The 20986-nt window shown below is 74.1% G+C and carries 20 protein-coding genes; 12 read left to right on the top strand and 8 right to left on the bottom strand.

All coding sequences use genetic code 11. The features are described from left to right. Window positions 1–9: 9 nt before the first annotated feature. Entirely contained in the window at window positions 10–708 is a 699-nt protein-coding gene (locus VGI02_RS09310) for an alpha-ketoglutarate-dependent dioxygenase AlkB family protein (RefSeq protein WP_331627050.1), read from the bottom strand. Window positions 709–835: 127 nt separating this feature from the next. On the opposite strand from VGI02_RS09310, the gene VGI02_RS09305 reads away from it, so the two are divergent. Continuing rightward, window positions 836–1282 carry an ester cyclase gene (locus tag VGI02_RS09305; protein WP_331627049.1) on the top strand — a complete coding sequence of 149 codons (447 nt, stop codon included), beginning with the start codon at window positions 836–838 and terminating at the stop codon, window positions 1280–1282. Between the two features lie 47 nt (window positions 1283–1329). Here VGI02_RS09305 and VGI02_RS09300 read toward each other — a convergent pair whose 3' ends face one another. Next, window positions 1330–2460: an FAD-dependent oxidoreductase gene (locus tag VGI02_RS09300; protein WP_331627048.1), complete on the bottom strand. Its 1131-nt coding sequence runs from the start codon at window positions 2458–2460 to the stop codon at window positions 1330–1332. A gap of 104 nt (window positions 2461–2564) precedes the next feature. Between VGI02_RS09300 and VGI02_RS09295 the strand changes: the two genes are divergently transcribed. Then, complete coding sequence (locus VGI02_RS09295; protein WP_414638228.1) at window positions 2565–3266, top strand: TetR/AcrR family transcriptional regulator; 702 nt, start codon at window positions 2565–2567, stop codon at window positions 3264–3266. 30 nt (window positions 3267–3296) lie between these two features. Here VGI02_RS09295 and VGI02_RS09290 read toward each other — a convergent pair whose 3' ends face one another. Next, on the bottom strand, window positions 3297–3956 hold the full coding sequence (locus VGI02_RS09290) for an NADPH-dependent F420 reductase (protein WP_331627046.1): 660 nt from the start codon (window positions 3954–3956) through the stop codon (window positions 3297–3299). A 64-nt stretch (window positions 3957–4020) separates the two neighbouring features. Continuing rightward, on the bottom strand, window positions 4021–5346 hold the full coding sequence (locus VGI02_RS09285) for a serine/threonine-protein kinase (RefSeq protein ID WP_331627045.1): 1326 nt from the start codon (window positions 5344–5346) through the stop codon (window positions 4021–4023). 166 nt (window positions 5347–5512) lie between these two features. On the opposite strand from VGI02_RS09285, the gene wsfD reads away from it, so the two are divergent. After that, entirely contained in the window at window positions 5513–7048 is a 1536-nt protein-coding gene (gene wsfD / locus VGI02_RS09280; protein WP_331627044.1) for a glycan biosynthesis hexose transferase WsfD, read from the top strand. On the opposite strand, the gene VGI02_RS09275 is transcribed toward wsfD, so the two are convergent. Continuing rightward, window positions 7004–7621, bottom strand: a complete 618-nt coding sequence (locus tag VGI02_RS09275; RefSeq protein ID WP_331627043.1) for a hypothetical protein — start codon at window positions 7619–7621, stop codon at window positions 7004–7006. The genes wsfD and VGI02_RS09275 overlap by 45 nt on opposite strands. A 461-nt stretch (window positions 7622–8082) precedes the next feature. Here VGI02_RS09275 and iaaH point away from each other — a divergent pair, with 461 nt between their 5' ends. From iaaH to VGI02_RS09260, 3 genes are all read left to right on the top strand, one after another. Then, window positions 8083–9501: an indoleacetamide hydrolase gene (gene iaaH, locus VGI02_RS09270; protein ID WP_331627042.1), complete on the top strand. Its 1419-nt coding sequence runs from the start codon at window positions 8083–8085 to the stop codon at window positions 9499–9501. 274 nt (window positions 9502–9775) lie between these two features. Then, on the top strand, window positions 9776–10429 hold the full coding sequence (locus tag VGI02_RS09265) for a LysM peptidoglycan-binding domain-containing protein (protein ID WP_331627041.1): 654 nt from the start codon (window positions 9776–9778) through the stop codon (window positions 10427–10429). Window positions 10430–10506: 77 nt separating this feature from the next. Beyond that, a complete protein-coding gene (locus tag VGI02_RS09260; RefSeq protein WP_331627040.1) occupies window positions 10507–12258 on the top strand; it encodes an MFS transporter in 1752 nt (583 codons plus the stop codon). A gap of 21 nt (window positions 12259–12279) precedes the next feature. On the opposite strand, the gene VGI02_RS09255 is transcribed toward VGI02_RS09260, so the two are convergent. Further along, window positions 12280–12609, bottom strand: coding sequence for a DUF2795 domain-containing protein (locus tag VGI02_RS09255; RefSeq protein WP_331627039.1), 330 nt, complete (start codon window positions 12607–12609; stop codon window positions 12280–12282). A 202-nt stretch (window positions 12610–12811) separates the two neighbouring features. On the opposite strand from VGI02_RS09255, the gene VGI02_RS09250 reads away from it, so the two are divergent. Beyond that, on the top strand, window positions 12812–13639 hold the full coding sequence (locus tag VGI02_RS09250) for a CPBP family intramembrane glutamic endopeptidase (protein ID WP_331627038.1): 828 nt from the start codon (window positions 12812–12814) through the stop codon (window positions 13637–13639). Between the two features lie 76 nt (window positions 13640–13715). On the opposite strand, the gene VGI02_RS09245 is transcribed toward VGI02_RS09250, so the two are convergent. Then, window positions 13716–14600 (bottom strand): COG4705 family protein, encoded by an 885-nt coding sequence (locus VGI02_RS09245; protein WP_331627037.1) that lies wholly within the window; start codon window positions 14598–14600, stop codon window positions 13716–13718. A 322-nt stretch (window positions 14601–14922) separates the two neighbouring features. Here VGI02_RS09245 and VGI02_RS09240 point away from each other — a divergent pair, with 322 nt between their 5' ends. From VGI02_RS09240 to VGI02_RS09230, 3 genes are read left to right on the top strand one after another with little or no spacing between them, the layout of a single operon-like run. Next, on the top strand, window positions 14923–16110 hold the full coding sequence (locus tag VGI02_RS09240) for an MGDG synthase family glycosyltransferase (RefSeq protein ID WP_331627036.1): 1188 nt from the start codon (window positions 14923–14925) through the stop codon (window positions 16108–16110). Then, entirely contained in the window at window positions 16110–17054 is a 945-nt protein-coding gene (locus VGI02_RS09235; protein ID WP_331627035.1) for a DMT family transporter, read from the top strand. Before VGI02_RS09240 ends, VGI02_RS09235 begins: the two co-directional genes overlap by 1 nt. 19 nt (window positions 17055–17073) lie before the next feature. Next, window positions 17074–17844, top strand: coding sequence for an ABC transporter permease (locus VGI02_RS09230; protein ID WP_331627034.1), 771 nt, complete (start codon window positions 17074–17076; stop codon window positions 17842–17844). A 9-nt stretch (window positions 17845–17853) separates the two neighbouring features. On the opposite strand, the gene VGI02_RS09225 is transcribed toward VGI02_RS09230, so the two are convergent. Next, entirely contained in the window at window positions 17854–18549 is a 696-nt protein-coding gene (locus VGI02_RS09225) for a phosphatase PAP2 family protein (protein ID WP_331627033.1), read from the bottom strand. A gap of 104 nt (window positions 18550–18653) precedes the next feature. Between VGI02_RS09225 and VGI02_RS09220 the strand changes: the two genes are divergently transcribed. Continuing rightward, a complete protein-coding gene (locus VGI02_RS09220; protein WP_331627032.1) occupies window positions 18654–19358 on the top strand; it encodes a response regulator transcription factor in 705 nt (234 codons plus the stop codon). 21 nt (window positions 19359–19379) lie between these two features. Further along, a complete protein-coding gene (locus VGI02_RS09215) occupies window positions 19380–20834 on the top strand; it encodes a sensor histidine kinase (protein WP_331627031.1) in 1455 nt (484 codons plus the stop codon). The last annotated feature ends 152 nt before the right edge of the window (window positions 20835–20986 follow it).

Raw genomic sequence — 20986 nt, 5'->3', positions numbered from 1 at the left:
CGCCCACTTCTACGCCGTGTTGACGGCTCCGGGTGATCGGTCGCCGCGGGCCTGGAGACCCGACACCCGCATGGTCACGTTGATGCGCTCGCCGTCGACGGTCCCGATCGGCGGGGCCGGGAGCTCGGGGAGCAGACGCGGCACCCCGTGGTGGACCAGCCGGTTCTCCCGTCCTAAGACGACGAGATCGCCGGACTCGAGCTGGACGTCGGTGTAGGGGCGGCCCCGGTTCTCGGTGTTGCCGATCCGGAACACGCAGGCGGCGCCCAGCGAGAGCGAGACGACCGGATCGGGTGCGCGCTCCTCGCGGTCGGCGTGCATCCCGAGCCGGGCGTCACCGCGGTAGAAGTTGACCAGCGCGACGTCGGGTCGGTAGGCCGCGCCCGCGGCGGCGTCCCCGTAGGCGTCGGCGACGGCATCCGAGCCGAGGTCGGCGAGCCAGCCGGGGAACGGCGTCACCGGCGACCCGTCCTGATCATCGCGGGTGGCCGAGTAGCGGTAGGGGATCCAGTGCCAGCCCAGGCACACGGCCGACACGCTCATCCGGCCCCCGTTCGGCAGCTCGGCCTGCCGGGCCCCGGGTCCTTCGGCCGCCCAGCCCCGCGCGGCCTCGACCAGGGCGCCCTGCCGCGCCTCGTCGAGCCAGCCCGGCACGTGCACCACCCCGGGGCCCACCTCGCGGCGGGGTCGGCCGAACAGATCGAGCACGTCGTCCTCCTTCTCCCGGGGCCGTCGCCGGAGTGAACACCGCGGGCCCGTCCGGCGATGCAACCCTCCCGTCGAGGGCGGTGTTCACCGGGGCAGTCCGACGGAGATCGACGAAAAGGAGACGCTCATGGGCGCCGAAGAGAACAAGGCCGTTGTCGGCCGCTGGTTCACCGAGTTCTGGGGCAAGGACTTCGACCCCGCCGTCATCGACGAGGTGGCCGCCCCCGACATCCGGTTCGAGTACTCCCTGCACGCCCCGTGCCGCGGTCGGGCCGAGGTCCGCGCATTCGCGACGGAGTTCCGGACCGCGTTCCCGGACCTGAACTTCTGGGGGACGGCCGACCTCATCGCCGAGGGCGACTACGTCGTCGGCCGCTGGGAGGGCGGTGGCACCCACACCGGCCCCGCGTTCGAGGACCTGCCGGTCGGCTCGCTTCCCGCGGAGTCGGGCAGGAGCATGCGCTTCACCGGCACCACGGTGCTGCGGGTCGAGAACGGCCTGATTACCGAGGAGATCGGACTCGACGACGGCGTGACCGTGCTCAAGCAGCTCGGACTCATCCCGCAGCAGTAGACGCGCCCTCGCCCGCCCGCCGACGGGGCCCCGATCGGCGGGCGGGCTCAGACCGACTGCTCCTGGCCGCTGAACATGTCGATCAGGCGATGGGGGGTGTCGTCGCCGAACATGAGCTCGTAGAGCTCGGAACCGTCGGTGGCCGCCGCGGCGCCGCGGGGGAACAGGGCCTGCTCGTACTCGGCGAGCGCAGCCTCGACGTCATCGGGGTTCGCGGCCAGGGCCTTCCCGAGCTCGGCCCCGTCCTGCATCGCCAGGTTGGCGCCCTCGCCGTTCGGGGGCGCGAGGTGGGCGGCGTCGCCGACCAGCGTCACGCCCGGCGTCCGGTCCCACCGGTGCCCGATCGGGAGGGTGTTGAGCGGGCGCAGCACCGGCGCGACGTCGGTGTCGGTGATCAGGGCGGTCAGCTCGGGGGCCCAGCCGTCGAACTCCTGGACGATCCGCGCGATGGCCGCGGCGGAGTCGGTGAAGTCGATGTCGGCGAACCAGCCCAGCGGCCGGGAGAGCGCCACGTAGGCGTGGAGGGTGCCTGCGCTCTCCCGGTGGGCCTGGATGCCCTTCCCCGGAGCGAGCGCGGCCAGTGCTCCGCCGCCCACCGCGGTCGCGGCGGCGGGGTGGCGGGTGTCGCCGTCGACGAGCCAGGTCTCGACGAACGACGTACCGCCGTAGGTGGGAGTGGCGTCGGAGACGAGCGGGCGGACGCGGGACCACGCGCCGTCGGCGCCGACGAGCAGGTCGGCGGTGACGGTGGCGCCGTCGGCGAAGCGGATCTCGTGGCGGCCCCCGTCGAGGGCCCGGACCGCGTCGACCTGACGGCCCCACCGGACGGTGCCGCCGGGCAGGGAGTCGAGCAGGAGCGCCCGCAGGTCGGCCCGCTGCACCTCGGGGCGGCCGCCCGTGCCCTCGTCGGGCTGGTCGAACAGCACGGTCCCGTCCGGGGCGAGCACCCGGAACTGCTCCCGGCCCTCCAGGATGAGACCGCGGAACTGCTCGGTCAGCCCGGCGGCCTCGAGGGCCGGTTGGCCGTTCTCGGCGTGGATGTCGAGCATCCCGCCCTGGGCGCGGGCGGTCGGTGAGGGTTCGGCCTCGTAGACCGTGGCCGGGATGCCGTGGACGTGCAGGACGCGGGCGAGGACGAGACCGCCGAGTCCGGCGCCGATGATCGTGACGGTGCGCATGACGTCCCTCCGAGGGATCGGGGCCGCGCCCGGTGCGGCCCGGCCGGCATCTCTGGAATGTCGTTCCAACAAGGAGCTTGGAACGACGTTCCACGCATGTCAAGATGGCCGGTGTGACATCACGGACGCACAGGTCACCGCGGCGCGCGGAGGCGCTCTCCCGGGAGCGGATCGTCGAGGCCGCCGTGGAGGTGCTCGACACGGCGGGCGAGGGCGGGCTGACGTTCCGGGCGCTCACCGAGCGCCTCACCACCGGGCCCGGGGCGATCTACTGGCATGTCGCGAACAAGGGCGAGCTGCTCGGCGCCGCGACCGATGCCGTCGTCGCCGGCGCCCTGGCCGCCGAACCCGCCGGGCCGCCGGGCGCGACGCCGCAGGACCGGGTCCGTGCCGTCGCGCTGGGCCTGTTCGACGCGATCGACGCACACCCGTGGGTCGCGGCGCAGCTCTCCGGCGGCTCGTGGCAGGCGACGACACCGAGGATCTTCGAGAGCATCGGCCGGCAGGTCAGCGCGCTGGGCGTGCCGCAGCGCAACTGGTTCACCGTGGCGTCGCTGCTCGTGCAGCACATCCTCGGGGCCGCAGTCCAGAACGCCGCGAACGCCCACGTTCTCGGGCCCGGCGTCGATCGGGGCGAGTTCCTCGATGCCTTGTCGAGGGCATGGCAGGAACTCGACCCCGACGACTACTCGTTCACCCGGACCGTCGCGGACCAGATGCGCAGGCACGACGACCGCGAGCAGTTCTCCGAAGGGCTCGACCTCGTCCTCGCCGGCATCACGGCGGTCCACCCGGCCCGTGACTAGAGGCGCCGGCCGGCGGGTGCGTGGCCTTGCTCAGCCGGCCCGGAACTCGACCGGACGCTCGGGCGAGGCCTCGGCGAGGGCCTTGCGGGTGCGCTCGACGTCGTAGTCCTTGCCGTAGACCGGGGTGCCGGGCTGCTGACGCCAGGAGTCCTCGAGGCTCCCGGCGTCGACCGGGTCGAACCCGAGCTCGTCGACCAGGGCGAGCACGGTGTCCTTGACCGGTCCGTCGGCGCCCGCGATGGGCAGCGCGATGCGGTCCTCGCCGCGGGGCCTTCCGCGCTCGAGCAGGTGCTTCCAGTAGATGCCGTTGAACACCTTGTGGACCCCGATGCCGAGCAGATCCGCCACCCAGACGCTCTCGGGAGTTCCGTTCTCCAACGCGTCGATCCGGCCGTCGCGCTGCTGCGGGTAGTAGTTGTTCGTCTCGATGACGGGCGCGCCCGGCTTGGCCGAGGACACGATCCCGGGCGCGAGGTCCGGGGTGTTCTTCTGCGGGATGCTCACGATCACCACGTCGGCGTCGAGGGCCGCCTCCCGCGCCCACACCGCGGTCGCCCCGGTCTCGGCCGCCAGTTCGGAGAGCGTCTCCGGGTCCCGGGAGTTCGCCACCCGGACCTCATGACCCAGAGCGGCGAGCCGCCGCGTGAGTGTGCCGCCGATCATGCCCGCACCGATGATCCCGATCCTCATGACGGCGAGAACCAGGCACGACCGGGCGGCTATTCCCCCGACACCGCCCGCCCGGCCGCACCGGTCAGGTCAGGGCGAGCCACCGGTCCAGCTCGCTGGAGCACTCGGTCATCGCGCCGCCTGCGCCGCTGGCCCACACCAGCTGGCTGGACTCCTCGCCGCCCAGCCGCATCTCCACCACGACGATCCAGTCGTCGACCCGGTCGCGGAGCTTCACGTGGTAGGTCCGGCCGCCGTGGCGGTTGGTCCACCAGGTGCTCACCACCGCCCACTGGCGGCTCAGCAGCGCCGTCCACACCAGTTCGCCGGGCCCGTCCCGGCAGTCGGCGAGGTGGGTCTCGACGTCGACGGCGGCCTCGGTCCCGGTGCGTTCGACGCGAGGCTGGGTCCCCGTTCCGGGGCCGGAGCGTCGCAGGGTCCGCGAGACCGTGTCGCTCCGGGTGTCCTCATCCCGGTACGGGCGCGTCGTGGGCGGTGAGCCGCGGTCGGCGCCCGCCGGCGCAGTGGGCGCGACCGCCCGGGCCGAGGTGGACGCGGCACCTCGCAGGTGCTGGAGCCACTCGAGCACCGGGGGTCGGCGGGCCGGGTCCGCGCTGAACCCGCCGAGGATCTGCTCGGCCTGTCCGGGCGGGGTGTTGGCCAGGAACGGGTGACCGAACAACTGCTCGGCGATCTGGTCCTCGTCGGCGGGCGGCGGCGTCCCGAGCAGGGTGTAGAAGCCGAGCGCGGCGAACCCGTAGCGGTCCGCGGCCGGGCTGTACTCCCCTCGGCTCCAGACCTCCGGGGCGGTGAAGCCCGGCGTGCCGGCCGCGTCGCGGGTGTGGTGCGCCGCGAGCCGGACCATCCCGAAGTCGACCAGGACCGCGCGGCCCTCGTCGTCGACCATGACGTTCCCCGGGGACAGGTCGCCGTGGACGACCGGGCGGCCCGAGGGGGTGGCCCGGCCGGCATGCAGCATCTCCAGGGCGTCGGCGACCTGCTCGAGCAGGCGCAGCCCGGCGACGGTGCCCTCGCGCCCCTCGCGCAGCAACAACCAGTCCCGCAGCGCCAGCCCCGGGACCCAGTTCATGACCAGGTACAGCGCGGGCCCCGGCGTGGTGACGTCGTGCCGGCCGGGACGGTCGGCCGCCGGGTGCGGTGGGGCGGCCTCGAAGTGCTCGCGGACCCCGATCACCGAGGGATGGGTGACGAACCGGAGCAGCTCGGCCTGCTCGGCCCAGCGGGCGCTGATCCGCGTCAGGTCGTCGTGGTGCTCGGGCCGCAGCATCTTCACCGCGACGGTCTCGGACACCCCCGCGAGATCCACCTCGGCGCGCCACAGCGACGCCTCGCCTCCGGATCCCTCCAGGCGGACCAGCCGATACTTGTCCGGCCGCTCTGCCGGACCCACGAACACGTCCTGCCCCATCGCCGTCCGACCCCCCGTCTCCGTCGTCGGCTCCTGAACGACAGTAGCCCGAGGTCGGGGGCCCGGGCGTCGTCCAACCGGACTCTCAGTGGTGGCCGGAGGGCGGTCGACGAGAGCCGCTCCCGGGGCCCCGGGCACGATGGGCCCGGTGACGACCGGTGCGGCAGCGGAGATCGGTGCCGGCACCGGATGGCGCCGGGCCGTCCTCGGTCTCGGCGCGGGCGTCGCCGCGGCCCTCGTCGTCGTCCTCACGCTGGGGCTGCCGACCGGCGGGACGTTCGGGGTGGAGGACAACGGCGACGGCTACCGGCTCTACTGCGGCGCGGGCCTGACGCCGTCCACGGTCGACCGGCTCGGGGCGTGGAAGGGCGGGGTCGTCACCGACTTCGCCGTCGGCACCCCGACGTGCTGGTCGACGCCCTCGTCGGCCGGGCTGGTGGTGCGGGCGGCGATGCTGGGCCACCAGGGCTCGCTGGCGCTGGGCAGCGTGGCCTGGTGGTACGCCGCTCTTGTCGGCCTCGTGGTGGCCGCGGCGGCGTGGGCCGCCTCGGCGGCGGGGATGTGGCGGGCGGCGGTGCTGGTCGTGCCGGTCGCCCCGCTCGCCCTCGGCCCGTTCACGCGGTTCTTCCTCTCGACCTACGGCGAGCCGGCCGGGCTGCTGGGCGCCCTCGCGGTGGCGTGCGGGATCGCCGCGCTGCTGGTCACCCGCCCCGAGCACCGGCGCGCCCGCACCGTCGCGGTCCTCGTGGCCGCCCTGGGCGGCGGGATCGCCGCCACCGCGAAGGTCGCCTACGTGCCGGTGCTCGTCGTCGCTCTGGTGGCCTGCGCCATGGTCGCCGTGGGCCGTCGTCGGCCGCGGCGGCTGATCGGCCCGGCGATCGCCGTGGTCACGGTGCTCGCGGTGGCCGTCCCCGTCGGCGCCGCCGTCGCGTTCCAGGACTCGGTCTACGAGGGCGCGAACGTGCACGACCTCGTGTTCACCCTGGCCCTCACCGAGCTCGGACCCGGGGCCACCGCCGACCTCGGACTGCCGCCGGAGGCCGCCGCGGTCACCGGCACCGGCTACTTCAACGGGCCCCCGCATCCGAGCGCCCCGTGGTGGACCCGGGCGATCCGCGACCGGCCCGACGCCACCCGCACCGCCGCGTACGAGACGCTGGCCCGGCACCCGGCCGCGCTGTTCCGGGCCGTGGGGGTGGGGTTGCAGGCCACCACCCGCGCCGACCTGCCGTACCTGGCCTCGGGGCCGGCCGACACGTCACGGTTCTCCCCGCCCGGCGGCGACCCCGGCTGGTCGGGAGCGCGCCAGCCCGACCTCCGCGCGGTCCTCGACGGGACCCGGCGCCCGCCGTGGCTCCCCACCGCACTCGTCCTGCTCGCCGTCCTCGCTGCCGGCAGCACCGTCGCCTGGCGACGGCGGGCACCCGCTGCCGCCCGCTGGTGTCTGGCCGCTGGGCTCGGCGCGGTCACCGCACTCGGTCTCGTCACGACGGCGGTACTCGGGGACGGCTACTTCGAGGTGTTCAAGCACGTCTGGCTCGCGGCCTACCTGCTCGTGGTGACCGGGATCTGCCTGCTCGTGGCTCTCGCCGCGGGGATCGGACCCGTCGGCCGGAGGTTCGTCGGTCGCCCTCACCGATCAGCTCAGCGGGGCAGCCCGCCGAGCACTCCGGCGGGGTCGTAGCGGTCCCGCAGGGCCAGGAGCCGGGCCCGGTTGCCGCCGAAGGCCGCGGCGGTCTCGGCCTCGGTCTCGGGGAAACCGCTCCGCAGTTCGACGCTGTAGACGCCGGAGCCCGTCCCCGGGCTGCGGCAGCCGGATCGGGTCGGGTTCGGCGCCGTCGCGGCCCGGGATGGCGAACTCGGGCAGCCCGCTCAGGTAGCGGCCGGAGGACTCGGACCGGTGCAGCGGTGCGGGGCGCGAGCCGGCGGTGACGGCGGAGGTCGCCGCGCGGGCGCGTGCCACGATCGCGTCGTCCGTGCTCGCGCACGCGGTGTAGACGAACAGCACGGGCTCGTCCGGCGAGAGGGGCGTGTAGCCGAGGACCGCGCCCATCGTCGTGTCCCGCGGCAGCTCGGGAGCGACCTGGAAGTAGGTGGCGAGCGCGTCCAGGCCCACCACCATCCGGTCGACGAAGACGGGACCGATCTCGTGGGTGCGGAACGTCGCCGAGGTGACCACCCCGACGGCGGGAGCGCAGCCCCGGACGGCCCACCACAGGTCGGCGTCCTCGCCCGGGCTCGCGTCCGACAACCACACGACCCGGCCCGTGGGAAGGACGAGCTCGACCCCGACCCCGAGCTGAGCCCCCCGCCCCGCACGGTGACCCGGTCGCCGGTCGCCGTCGCGATCTCCATGACGGTCGCGACGTCGTCGACGCCGTGTGGTGCCACGACGCACGACGGCCGTCGTCGCGAGGCGTCGGGGAAGAAGACCCTGGCCAGGGCGTCCTCGTAGCCGGCCGTCCCGGGCAGGTGCACCCGGGAGCCGAGCGCGGACCGCAACCGGCCGACGGCGGTCGCCGTCGGGGGCTCGTCGAGCCTGGTCTCTGCCATCAGCGGCTCCGCCTCGACGCATATGGTCCTCATAGTTAGCCCGACTGGCGCAACATAAGGATGACGCACCGTGCGCACAAGACGTCCGGTTCGACGGCGTCCGGGGCCTCCGTCGCCCAGTACGGTGAGCCGACCAGGCCGGCGGGAGCGACAGTGCACGAGGACTTGACCGCGACCGAGGTCGTGGGGGCCATCGCCCGGGGCGAGCTCACCGCGCTCGCCTACCTCACGTCCGTCCTCGAGCGGGCCGCGGAACGGGCCGATCTCGGCGTCGTGGTCGCGCTCGACCCGGACGGAGCGCGGACGGCGGCCGCGGCGATCGACGCGGCCCGTGCCTCCGGAGCGCCTCTCGGCCCCCTGGCGGGCCTTCCGTTGCTGGTCAAGGACAACATCAACACCGCGGCCCTCCCGACGACCGGCGGCACGCCGGCACTGCGCGACGTCCGCCCGACGTCCGACGCCGAGGTGCTCGCCCGGCTGGTGGCGGCCGGGGCGATCGTCGTCGGGAAGTCGACGATGCACGAGCTGGCGTTCGGCGTGACCACGACGAACCTCGCCCCGGGGGCCGCGATCGCGCGGAACCCGTACGACACCTCCCGCATCCCCGGCGGCTCCTCGGGCGGCACGGCCGCGGCGATCGCGGCGCGCATCGTGCCCGCGGGCCTGGGCACCGACACCGGCGCCTCGGTGCGGGTCCCGGCCGCGTTCAGCGGGATCGTCGGTCTCCGCCCGTCGACCGGGGGTGGTCGGCGTCGCTACAGCGGCGCCGGCGTGCTCCCGCTGAGCCACACGCTCGACACCGTCGGCCCGCTGGGCCGGACGGTCCGCGACGTGGCGCTGCTCGACGCAGTCGTCACCGACGGACCGGTGCCCGCGGCCGTGGAGCTCGCCGGCCTCCGGATCGGCACGCCCGCCGTCCTGTGGAACGACCTCGAGCGGCCCGTCGCGGCCGTGATGCACGAGGCCCGGCGGCGGCTCGCCGAGGCCGGGGTCGTGCTCGTCGACGCCGACATGCCCGAGGCCCTGGCCCTCGCCGAGAAGATCGTGTTCCCGCTCGCGCTGCACGAGCCCCGCGATGACATCCCCGCCTATCTCCGCGAGACCGGCATCGAGGGGATCACCCTGGAGACGATCGCGGCGGGGATCGCGAGTCCCGACGTCCGGGGTGCCTTCGGCGCGGTGACGGCCGACGCCTTCGGCGACGCGTACCCGGACGCGATCGCCGTCCACCGGCCGCGGCTGCAGCAGACCTACGCCGCCTACATCGCCGAGCACCACCTCGACGCGATCCTGTTCCCCACCTCCCCCGTCCTGCCGGCACCGATCGACGCGGTCAACGGGTCCGGCACCCTGACGGTCGACGGCGGGCCGCCGGTGGACACCTTCACCACCACGATCCGCACCGTGGGCCCGGGGAGCTGCGCGGGCGTCCCCAGCCTGTCGCTGCCCGCGGGCCGCACCCCGGCCGGGCTGCCGGTGGGCCTCAACCTGGAAGGCCCCGTCGACGGCGACACCGCCCTGCTCGCGATCGGCATGGCGGTCGAGACGCTGCTCGGGTCGCTTCCGGCGCCGCCGGGCCGGTGAGGCGCGAGCGCGCCCGAGAACCCTGAGGCCGGCACGCGTCATCCGGCTCAACCCGCTGAGCCGGAAGGCCCCTTCGAACCGCATTGGTCGCGGGAGAACGGCACGCGGGCGCAACCAGCGGCGGTCAGTTCTCAGCTACGGGCGATCACTACGGAGCGCTTCCTAGTGTCCTTCGCGGGTCACCGCCCCGCTCCCCCGTCGGGTGGCCGGCCCGTCCCGCTCCCCCGCTCGCCGTGGCGTCCCCGCGCCCCGGCCGCCCCCGTGAGGTTCCCCGATGCCCGCGAAGCACCGCGCTCCCCGCCCCGTCGCCCGCCTCCGGACGACCGTCGTCGCCAGCACCACCGGCCCCCTCGCCCTCGCCGCCCTGGGGACGGTCGCCGCGCCTGCCGCCCAGGCCGCGCCGTCGGTGAACTGGGACGCCATCGCCCAGTGCGAGTCCTCCGGCAACTGGGCCGCGAACACCGGCAACGGCTTCTTCGGAGGCCTCCAGTTCACCCAGTCGACCTGGAAGGCCTTCGGGGGCAGCGGCAGCCCGCAGGGTGCTTCCCGCGCGGAGCAGATCTCGGTGGCGGAGAAGGTGCTCGACGGGCAGGGCATCGGGGCCTGGCCGGTCTGCGGCAAGCACGGGAGCCAGGGCGGGGGCAGCACCTCGAGCGGGGGCAGCACGTCCCACTCGACCGCCGGCCACACCAGCACCGCGAAGAAGTCGACCAGCAGTTCGACGCCGAAGCGGAGCAGCGCCCCGAAGCACGCGCAGGCCGACGACTACACCGTCGTCGCGGGCGACACCCTCGGCTCGATCGCGAGCACCCATCAGGTCAGCGGGGGGTGGCAGGCCCTGGCCTCCGCCAACCGGACCGTCACCGACCCGAACATGATCATGCCCGGCCAGCACCTCGCCATGCCCGGCGGTGGCTCGGCCCTCTGAGTACGCGGCCGACGGGAGTGCTCGTCGTCACCCTCGCGCCCGGTCACGATCGCGCAGCGACAACGGTTCCTTCCCTCATGACGTTGGCCCCCACGACCGCCCGGGACGCCCCGGACCTGGCTTCCCGGCGGCGGTGGTCGATCCTCGCCGTCATCGCGATCGCCCAACTCATGGTGGTCCTGGACAACACCATCGTGAACATCGCGCTGCCCTCGGCCCAGGCGGATCTGGGCTTCGCCGACCCGCAGCGCCAGTGGGTCATCACGGCCTACGCGCTCGCCTTCGGCAGCCTGTTGCTGCTCGGGGGGCGGATGTCCGACCTGTTCGGGCGCAGGCGCGCGTTCATGGTCGGCCTCATCGGCTTCGCCGTCGCGTCGATGGTCGGTGGCGCCGCCAACGGGTTCGAGATGCTCGTGATCTCCCGTGCGGCGCAGGGTGCGTTCGGCGCGCTGCTCGCCCCGGCGGCGCTGTCGCTGCTGACCACGACGTTCCCGGGTGGCCGGGACCGCGCGCGGGCGTTCGGCGTGTTCAGCGCGATCGCCGGCTCGGGCGCGGCGCTGGGCCTGCTGCTGGGCGGGACGCTGACCGAGTACGTCGACTGGCGCTGGTGCATGTACGTCAACGCCGTCTTCGCCGTGGCGGCCTTCGTCGGGGCGGCGATCCTGCTGCCCGCGTTCCCGAAGCGGGAGCGCCCGCATCTCGACCTCCTCGGCACCGTCGCCGGCTCGGCCGGCCTGTTCTGCATCGTCTACGGGTTCGCCACCGCCGAGACGGACGGCTGGTCGTCGGGGCCGGTCCTCGGGTTCCTCGTCGGCGGCGTCGCCCTGCTGGTGACCTTCGTCCTGCTCCAGCGGAAGGTCCGCGCGCCGCTGCTGCCGCTGCGCGTCGTGCTGGACCGCAACCGCGGCGGCGCGTACCTCGCGATCCTGGTCCTCGCCTCGGGGATGTTCGCGGTCTCGCTGTTCCTGACCTACTACCTGCAGGAGTCGCTGCACTTCTCCCCGGTGCTCACCGGTGTGGCCTTCCTGCCGATGGTCGCCTCGATCGTCACCGCGTCGACCACGGTGCCCGCCACCCTGCTCCCCCGCGTCGGCCCGAAGCCGCTGATCTTCGCCGGGCTGCTCGTCGGCGCAGGTGCGCTGTTCTGGCTCTCGCGCATCGACAGTGCGAGCACCTACGCGAGCGGCGTGGTCGGGCCCCTGATCCTCATGGGGCTGGGCCTCGGCACCGCCATGTCGACCTCGATCAACACCGCCACCCTCGGGGTGGACCCGGGCGACGCCGGGGTCGCGTCGGCCTCGGTGAACACCATGCAGCAGGTCGGCGGGTCGGTCGGCACCGCGCTGCTCTCGAGCATCGCCGGTACCGCGGCCGCGGCCTCCCTGGCCGCGAAACCCGGGGCCACCGCCGAGGCGACGGTCCACAGCTACACCGCGGCCTTCCTCGCGGCGTCCCTGCTGTTCGGAATCGGCGCGATCGTGGCCGGGTCGATCGTCCGGCGCGGTCGCCCCCACGCCGCACGTCCGGTCACCTCCACCGGCAGCACGCCACCCGCGCGGTCCGGGATCGAGGGCGTCGTGCACGACGACGGCGACGCGCCGCTGGCGCTGGCCGTGCTCACCCTCGTCGACAGCGCGGGCGGACAGGCCGGCCGCACCGTCACCGACGACGACGGGCGGTACCAGCTGAGCACCGACCGCCCCGGGACGTTCCTGCTGCTGACCGTCGCGCCCGGCCACCACCCCGTCGCGGTCCACGTCGTCATCGACGAGAACACCACCGTCCGCCGGGATCTCAGTGCGGGGAGCGCAGTCGGCGCCCGCGCCTGACGGGGCGGGCGGGCCCCGCGGTCACCTGGGCGGGGGCGGGCCCGGAGGTGACGACCCGGTCCGGCGCGGGCCGGTGGCGTTGCTGTAGGCGTGCGCGACGTGCTGCAGCGAGGGGTAGGTCGCCGGCGGGAGCTGGTGCAACCGGGTCATCGTCTGCGCATCGGACCCGTAGGACTCCGCGGCGGCGATGATCTGCCAGGGCCGGGCGGGGAAGGCGAGGCCGGCCAGCACGCTGGTCAGCATCTCCAGCACTCCGTGGTCCGGACCGGGAGCGCGGTGGCCGTTCGAGCGCGACAGACCACGCCTACCGGCGTCACCGGTGGCCGGGGCGTTCTCGTGGATCTCGCTCATGGCGATCAACTCCTGCCGCGCGAGGTCTGGGCGCAACAGTGACGGAGATTACACTGTTCGGCCGGTGATCGGGGTCGCCGGTCGATCCCGGACCGCGTGTCCGAACGGAGCACAGCAGACCAGGAGCCGGCCACCGAGGTCAGGTCCAGGTGGTTCGTCCGGTTTCATCCGCTCGGGGTGAGGTGCCGGCGGTGGGCCTCCGATGAGACTCGCTGCGGCCGACCGTCGAGGACCGGGCAGGGGCGACGCGCTCATGACGTGGCTGCGGGGACATCCGGTCGTCACGTTCTTCGTCGTGACCTTCGTCGTCGCCTGGGCCTTCGTCCCGTTCGGGTCGTTCGGCGCCTTCGCGCCCCTGCTCGGCGCCCTGGTGGTCGCCCCCCTCTGCGGCGGCCGGGCCGGTCTGCGCGAGCTGGGCTCGCGCCTGATCCGGTGGCGCGTGGGGTGGTACTGGTACGCGGTCGCGTTCGGGCTCCCGCTGGGGGTCCACGTGGTGACGGCGATCCTCGGTATCCCGGCGGTAGGCGCTCCCTCGGTGACCCTGAGCTCGGTCGGCAGCTTCCTGCTGGTCTTCGCGATCCGGCTGGTGAACCCGCTGGACGGGCCGCTGGGTGAGGAGCCCGGATGGCGCGGGTTCGCCCTGCCCGGCCTGCAGGCCCGGCTCTCCCCGCTCGCCGCGACCGCGATCCTCGCGGTGGTCGTCACCGTGTGGCACGTCCCCCTCGTCTTCTTCGAGGAGGGCGGGACGACACCGACCTTCCTGATCTACTTCACGGTCACGACGGTCGCCGTGACGTTCTGGTACTCGTGGCTGTTCAACCACACCCGCGGGAGCGTTCTGCTGGTCCTGATCGCGCACAGCGTCGAAGGCAGCATCCAGACCTCCGGACCGGTGCTGATCTACACGGGCGTGTGGGTGGTGGTCGCGCTCGGCCTCGTCCTGCTCGACCTGCAGCACTGGCGCGGGCGCGCTCCGGCGGAGGCGCAGACCTCCCGGAGCGCGGACCGACCCGAGATCACGTTCTCGTGAGCGACACGCGCAAGACCTGGCGCGACACGCTCACGAGGATCGGATCTCGCTCGGCCAAGGCCCCGATGGGGAGCTCTCAGGCTCCGCCCGCGGTCTGACCCGCCGGCACGAGCGCCCCGTTCGGCGTCTGCGGTTCCCCGGTGAGCCGGTGCCGGGGCTCGGGCAGGGTCGGCAGCGGAGAGCGCCGCAGCCGGGCGGCCTGCCCGGCGATCCCGACGACGAGCAGGGCCGACAGAGCGAGCGTGGCACCGAGCGTGCCCCACCCCAGACCGCCCTCGTCGGTGGGCTTGGTCAGGAAGTCCCCACCTGCCGCTCCGAGCGGACGGGTGAGCACGAACGCGGGCCAGAAGAGCAGCGCCGTGGGCACCGCGGTCGTGTAATGCAGGCCGAGCAGGACCAGCAGCAGGACCGCGACGACCGTGAAGGCGGCCAGGAACCCGAGGCCGGTGTCGTCGGAGAGCCAGTCGCCGCTGGCGGTGCCGAGCGTGTTCGACACCAGGATCGCGACCCAGTACAGACCCTCGCCCCGACGGGTCGCGATGTTCTCGACGTCGTAGGTCTGACCGGTCCGCCACCACGCCACGAAGACCAGGGCCAGCAGGGTGGTGAGAATCAGCGCCCCCCATCCGTAACCGATCCCGCCCGCGGACGAACTGGCGTGGCCGAGGTAGCCGCGGTCCATCCCGTCCGAGATCTCGGTACCCACCGCGCTCGTCGAGAGCACCACCGCCCAGAACAGCGTCGGGACGAAGCGGCGCGCGCGCAGCTGAGCGGCGACCAACCCCCCGAACACCACCAGCAGGACCAGCGCCGTCGCCAGGTAGCCGACGCCGAGGGTGATCCCGAGCTCGTCGCCCAGGGTCTCCCCGAGCGTCACGGCCACGATCTTCAGCACCCAGAACAGAACGGTGATCTCGGGAAGCTTGCGCAGCACCCGCACCGTCGCCTCGCTCCGATCCATCAGTTCCCCCGAACCGTCGTCATCACAGATCTCGGTGATCGTGACCGCAGCGAGATGTGACGGTGATGTACGCGAGACCCGCGGACGGGTGGGTCCATGGCGGCGCGCACCTCCTCATCGGCGTCACATGGGTCTCCGCGCACCGTCGCTGTCGTGCCTGCGCCCCGGCTGAGAAGACCTCGGATCACCGACTGTGGCCCACAGCTCTTACCCAGCTCCGACCCGCAGCACGTGGCGGCCTCACCCCCGCCGATCACCGTGGAGATGGTCCGGAACGCCACCCGGACCGACACCGAAGAACCCAGCTCGGAGGTCCGCAGCGATGTCCTCGCCGACAGCGCCCACCCATGACTCGCCGGTCCGCCGGCTCGTCCCCCTGGTGGTGGCAGGCGGTCGGACGAGGTGGCCGGACACGGTCTCGCTGACGGGCCGGGTGGTGATCATCAGCGCGACCGTCGGGCAGGGCCACGAGGGCGCCGCCCGCGAGCTCGCCCGGCGCCTGGTCGCCCGGGGCGTGCAGGTGGAGGTCCACGACTACCTCGACGCTCTGCCCGCAGCCGCCCGTCGGGTGCTGCGCGATCTCTACCAACCGACCGTGCAGTACGCCCCCGCGCTGTTCGACACCCTCTTCGACGGCCTCGAGCACGACGGCGTGCTGCGTCGCACCGCGGAGCTGGTGTGCCGCTGGGCGGAGACGACGGTCGCGCGGTGGGCCCGCGACGCGGACGTCGTGGTCACGACCTATCCGCTGGCCGGACAGACCCTCGGCGCGCTGCGCGAGCAGGGCCGGGTGACCGCGCCCGCCGTCACCTACCTCACCGACCCGGCCGCGCATGCGACCTGGTGCCATCCCGGGGTCGACCACCACCTGACCGTCACCGAGGCCACCGCACGCGACGCCGAGCGCTACGGGGTGCGTGCCCGCGCGAGCGGCCCGCTCTGCGCGCGGGCCTTCGCGGCCCCCGACCGGAGCAGGAGCGCCGTCCGTGCGGAGCTGGGACTGCCCGACGACGCCCCGGTGGCGCTGATCAGCGCCGGATCACTGGGCATGGGGTCGGTGCCGCGCACCGTCCGCGACCTGCTGGCGAACCCGCGGGTCCGCGTAGTGGTGCTGTGCGGACGCAACACCACGCTGAGCCGCAGGCTCGGCCGCCTGGAGCGGGTGGTCGCCCTCGGCTGGCGGGACGACGTCAGCGCGCTGATGGGCGCGGCCGACGTCCTGATCCACAACGCGGGCGGGCTCTCGCTGACCGAAGCGCTGGCGGCCGGGCTGCCCGCCATCACCTACCGGCCCATCGCGGGCCACGGCCGAGCGAACGCCGCCATCCTCGACCGGGCGGGCATCGCACCGTGGCCCCGGACCGCCCCGGAGCTGGCGACGGCCGTCGACGAGGCGACGAACGGGCGCGGGACCGGGCGGTTCTGGCCGCGCGGGGCGGATCCGGCCGCCCTGGTGCAGGGGATTCTGGCGGCTCGGCGCACGCCCGGCCTGGCCACCGGGAGCCGGTGATGAGCGGAACGCTCGCCGCGGCCCTGGTGGCGGGCGCGGCCGCGGTCCTGCTGGGCACGTCGAGCGCGGCGCAGCGCCGCGGGATGGCGACCGGCGGGGATCGCCCGCGCACTGGACTCCTCGCCACCCTGGTCCGCAGCGGCTGGTGGTGGGTCGGCACCGCCGCGTCGGTGGGTGGCCTCGCGCTGCAGTTCCTGGCCCTGACGCTCGGCTCCCTGATCGTCGTGCAGACCACCCTCGTCGGCGGCATCGTCGCCACCACCCTCGCGGAGTGGCTCCTCCTGGGCCGTGCACCGAGCCGACGCCGATGGGCCGGGATGGCCCTGACGACGACCGGCCTCGCCACCGTGCTCCTCGCGCTCTCCCCCACAGCTGGAACGGCGGCCCGCCTCCCGTCGGCGATGGCCCTGCTCCTGCTCGGCGGCGTGACCCTCGCGCTTTCCGCGGGTGCCGCGTGGCGGGCCCGGTCCCCCGCGGCGACCGGGATCGCCCTCTCGATCGGGACCGGCCTCGGATACGGCGTCACCGCGATCGCGCTCAAGAGCGTCGGGGCCGAGCTCGCCGCCGGGTGGGCCGCGCCGCTCGGCCACCCCGCGCTCTGGGTCGCGGTGGTCGTCGGGCCGCTGTCGGTCCTGCTCAGCCAGCACGCCTTCCGGCGGGCCCGCGCGGTGGCCGCGGCCGTGTCGGTGATCGTGGTGATCGACCCGGTGGTCGGCCTGCTCGCCGGCGTCACGTGGTTCGGTGAGCACGTCGTCGTCACCCCGACCTCGCTCATGACCGCCCTCGCGGCCGCCGCCGCGGTCGTCGTCGGCATCGTGGCGTCCCATTCGGAACCGCGACCCCCCGCGCCGACCGACGATCGGCCACCCTGGCGGCCCGCGCCCGAGCACGGGACGACGCCTCGTCGCGACCAGGTCCTCGTCGGGGCACGCTCGTCGGGATGACCGGCCCCTCGGGAGAGCCATGAACGGTGCGTCCGTCAACGTCGGGTGGGGCCTCGCGGCCGCCCTCCTCGTCCTCGTCGGCGTCGCGGTCGCGGTCTCGCTCCTGGGCCGCTTCGGCATCGCGCGGGCGCTGTCCGTGGCGTCGGTGCGCGCGGTGCTCCAGCTCGCCCTGGTCGCGACGGTCATCGTGGCCGTGGTGCGGTCCTGGTGGCTGACGGTCGCGTTCGTGCTGCTGATGCTCGGCGTCGCCTCCTGGACCTCCGCGCGCCGGATGACCACCCACCGCAGCGGATTCCTCGCGGCGGCCGCGATCGTCGCCGGCGTCGTGCCCGTCCTCGCGATCACCCTGGCGAGCGGCGCGGTGCCCCTCACCGGGATCGCGGTCGTCCCGGTGGCGGGCATCGTCATCGGCGGGGCCATGACCGCGACGTCCCTCGGCGGACGTCGCGCCCTCGACGACCTGGAGTCGCGTCGCGATCAGTACGAGGCGGCCCTGGCGCTGGGTGGGCACCACCGCGACGCGGCCATGATCGTCTGCCGTCCGGCCGCCACCCAGGCGCTCGTGCCGCCGATGGACCAGACCCGCACGGTCGGCCTCGTCACGCTGCCCGGCGCGTTCGTCGGCGTGCTCATCGGGAGCGGGAACCCCGTCCAGGCGGCGGCCGCGCAGGTCCTGGTCCTGCTGGGCCTGCTCGCCGCCGAGACGGTGGCCGTCGCGGTGGTCCTCGAGCTCGTCGCCCGCGGGATCGTGGTGCGCCTCCCGAGCATCACCGGCGGTTCGGCAGGCTGAACGACGCCCTCAGCTCAGCGCGCCGCGGGTCCATGCCGTCTCGACGAGGGCCACCGCGGCGACGACCAGCACGGCCAGCAACCACCCCGCGAGCACGTCGGACGGGTAGTGCACGCCGAGGACGAGACGCGAGGTGCCTACGGCGAGCAGGAGGGCGCCCGTGGTCGCGCCGACCGCCCAGCGGGGACCTCGCCCGGACGACAGCAGGCCCTGTCGATGGACGAGCCGGCCGATCAGCAGCACGATCCCGAGCGAGAGCATGGCGTGGCCGGACGGGAAGGAGTACCCGGGCACGGCCACGGCATGCCAGCCGAGCGGCGGACGTGGCCGGGCGACCAGGGACTTCGCCCAGACGTCCACGGCGATCAGGAGGCCGAGGCCTATCCCTCCGGACACCACGGCCGGCCAGGCCCGCCGCACCGCCCACCAGCCCAGCACCACCAGCGCCGCGGTGACCGTGACCGCGGGTGCCCCGACGTCGCTCACCACACGGGCCGCGATGACCGGGCCCGCAGAGCGGTGGTCGACCATCCAGGCGACCACCGCCGGATCCACCACGGCGAGACCGGTGTCGGTCACGACGCCGAACCACAGCGCCTCGAAGGCGCCGACCGCGAGGATCACGCAGATCAGCAGGAACGAGGTCGCACCGCCGGACCAGCGCGGGCGTGGACCGCCGACCGGCCGCAGGGTCGAGGAGGACATGACGGGGACACTGCGCCGACGGTCATGTCACGCCGATGAGAGCCCTTCACCGGGGCCGAGCGTTCTCATGAGAGATACACGAATCGGACCTACGCTCCCGCTACATGCGGGTTCTGGTGGTGGAGGACGAGGTGCGGATGGCCGCCCTGATCCGTCGTGGGCTCGAGGAGGACGGCTACGCCGTCGACATCGCCACGACGGGCCCGGACGGGCTCTGGCAGGCCCGCGAGTTCGTGTACGACGCGATCGTGCTCGACGTCATGCTGCCCGGGGCGGACGGGTTCGAGGTGTGCCGGCAGCTGCGCGAGTCCGGCCGCTGGTCCCCCATCCTCATGCTCACGGCGCGGGACGGTGTCGACGACCGCATCCGCGGCCTCGACGTCGGCGCGGACGACTATCTGACCAAGCCGTTCAGCTTCGGTGAGCTCGCCGCGCGGGTGCGGGCGCTGATCCGGCGAGGCGGTGTCGACCGCCCCACGGTCCTGCGTGTCGGGGACCTCGTGCTCGACCCGGCCAGCCGTCGGGCGTGGCGGGGCGACGACGAGCTCGCCCTGTCGACCAAGGAGTTCGCGCTGCTCGAACTCTTCCTGCGCCATCCCGATCAGGTGCTCTCCCGCACCTCGATCCTCGAGCACGTGTGGGACTTCGCCTACGACGGCGTCTCGAACATCATCGACCAGTACGTGTCCTATCTGCGACGCAAGATCGACAAGCCCTACGGAAGCGAGCTGCTGGAGACCGTCCGCGGCGCCGGCTACCGGCTGCGTGCCCCGGATACTGAGCGGCAGGTCCCCACACCGCATCCCTGACCAGGAGAGGGGTCGATCCCCGTGCCGTTGCGCGTGCGTCTGGCGCTCGGGTTCGCGCTGGGCACAGCCCTGCTCATCGGGGTCGTCGGGCTCGGGTTCGTGCTGCAACTCCGGACGAGTCTCTACGCCACCCTCGACGTCGGGCTCGCCAGCCGGGCGGCCACCCTGTCCGAGCAGTACACCTCCGGCGGTCTCCCGGCGCTGCGCACCAACCGCGACGAGGAGCCCGTCCAGGTGATGACGGCCGACGGTCGCGTCCTCGTCAGCTCCACCGACCTCGCCGCGGGGCCGGTCCTCGACCACGGCACGCTCTCGACCGTTCTCTCCCGCCGCGTCGACGGCTCCGGGCCGCTCGGGTTCACCACCGGCGACGATGACGAGCGCATCCGGTTCCTGGCCACGGTGCTCTCGGATCGCGACGGGCTGGTGCTGGTCGTCGGTACCGGGACCGACATCGCCGACGCGGCCGACGAGCACGTCGACACCGGGCTGCTGATTCTCGGCCCGATCGCGGTGATCGCCGCCGGCCTCGGGGCCTGGTGGCTCTCCGGGGCCGCCCTGCGCCCGGTGGAACGCATGCGCCGTCAGAGCGCCGGGCTGGCCCGCCACGACGACGGCACCTACCTCGAGGTCCCCGGCACCCGCGACGAGATCGCATCACTCGCGACGACGCTCAACGAACTGCTCGACCGCCAGCGCCACGCGCTGGCCCAGGAACGCCACGCCCTCGAGCGCGAACGAGGGTTCGTCGCCGACGCCGGCCACGAGCTCCGCACCCCGCTGGCCACCCTGCGCGCCGAGCTCGAGCTCGCCGGCCGCCCCGGTCGCGACCGCGACGAGCTCGCCGAGGCGGTGTCCTCGGCGGCAGGCGAGACCGACCGGCTCATCCGTCTCGCCGAGGACCTGCTCACCCTGGCCCGCGCCGACGGCTCCGGCGGCTTCCTGCGGGTGCGCCCGACCGACCTCGCCGTGGTGACCGCGTCCGCCGCCCGTGCCGCGTCCGCGGTCGGCGACCTCCGGGACGTCGACGTCGTCGTCGACGCCCCGCGACACCTCGAGGCCGACGCGGATCCCGACCGGCTGCGCCAGGCGCTGGACAACGTCCTCGCCAACGCGATCCACCACAGCCCCGGGCACGCGGTGGTGACCGTGACCCTGGCCCGGGAGGGCGGTCGTGCGGTGTTCTCGGTGGCCGACGACGGACCCGGGTTCCCCGACGAGTTCCTCCCGCACGCCTTCGAACGGTTCCGCCGCGCCGACACCGCCCGCACCCGCAGTGACGGGGGCAGCGGCCTGGGCCTCGCGATCGTCGACACCATCGCGCATGCCCACCACGGCCGGGTCCGGGCCGCCAACCGCGCGGAAGGCGGCGCCGTCGTCGAGATCGACCTGCCGCTGTCCGGCGACCGCGGGAGTGTTGTGAGCAGGTCGCCGATCACGCCGGGAGAGGACCGCGTACCTACGGCGCCGCCCTGATGCCGCCCGCAGGCGTCAGCGCGCCCCCGCTCCGACGAGGACCGGGAGCCTCTCGGAGGGCGCCGGGGGCGCCGGTCCGGGGCGGGTGCGGGCGTCGAAGGCGCACAGGAGGGCTCGGTGCGCGGGTCGCTCCACGTACCGCGTCATGGCCG

The organism is Actinomycetospora sp. (assembly GCF_036497245.1).
GTDB lineage: Bacteria > Actinomycetota > Actinomycetes > Mycobacteriales > Pseudonocardiaceae > Actinomycetospora.
The sequence above is the reverse complement of the archived record's forward strand: the minus strand, read 5'-3'. Positions and strand labels throughout refer to the sequence as shown.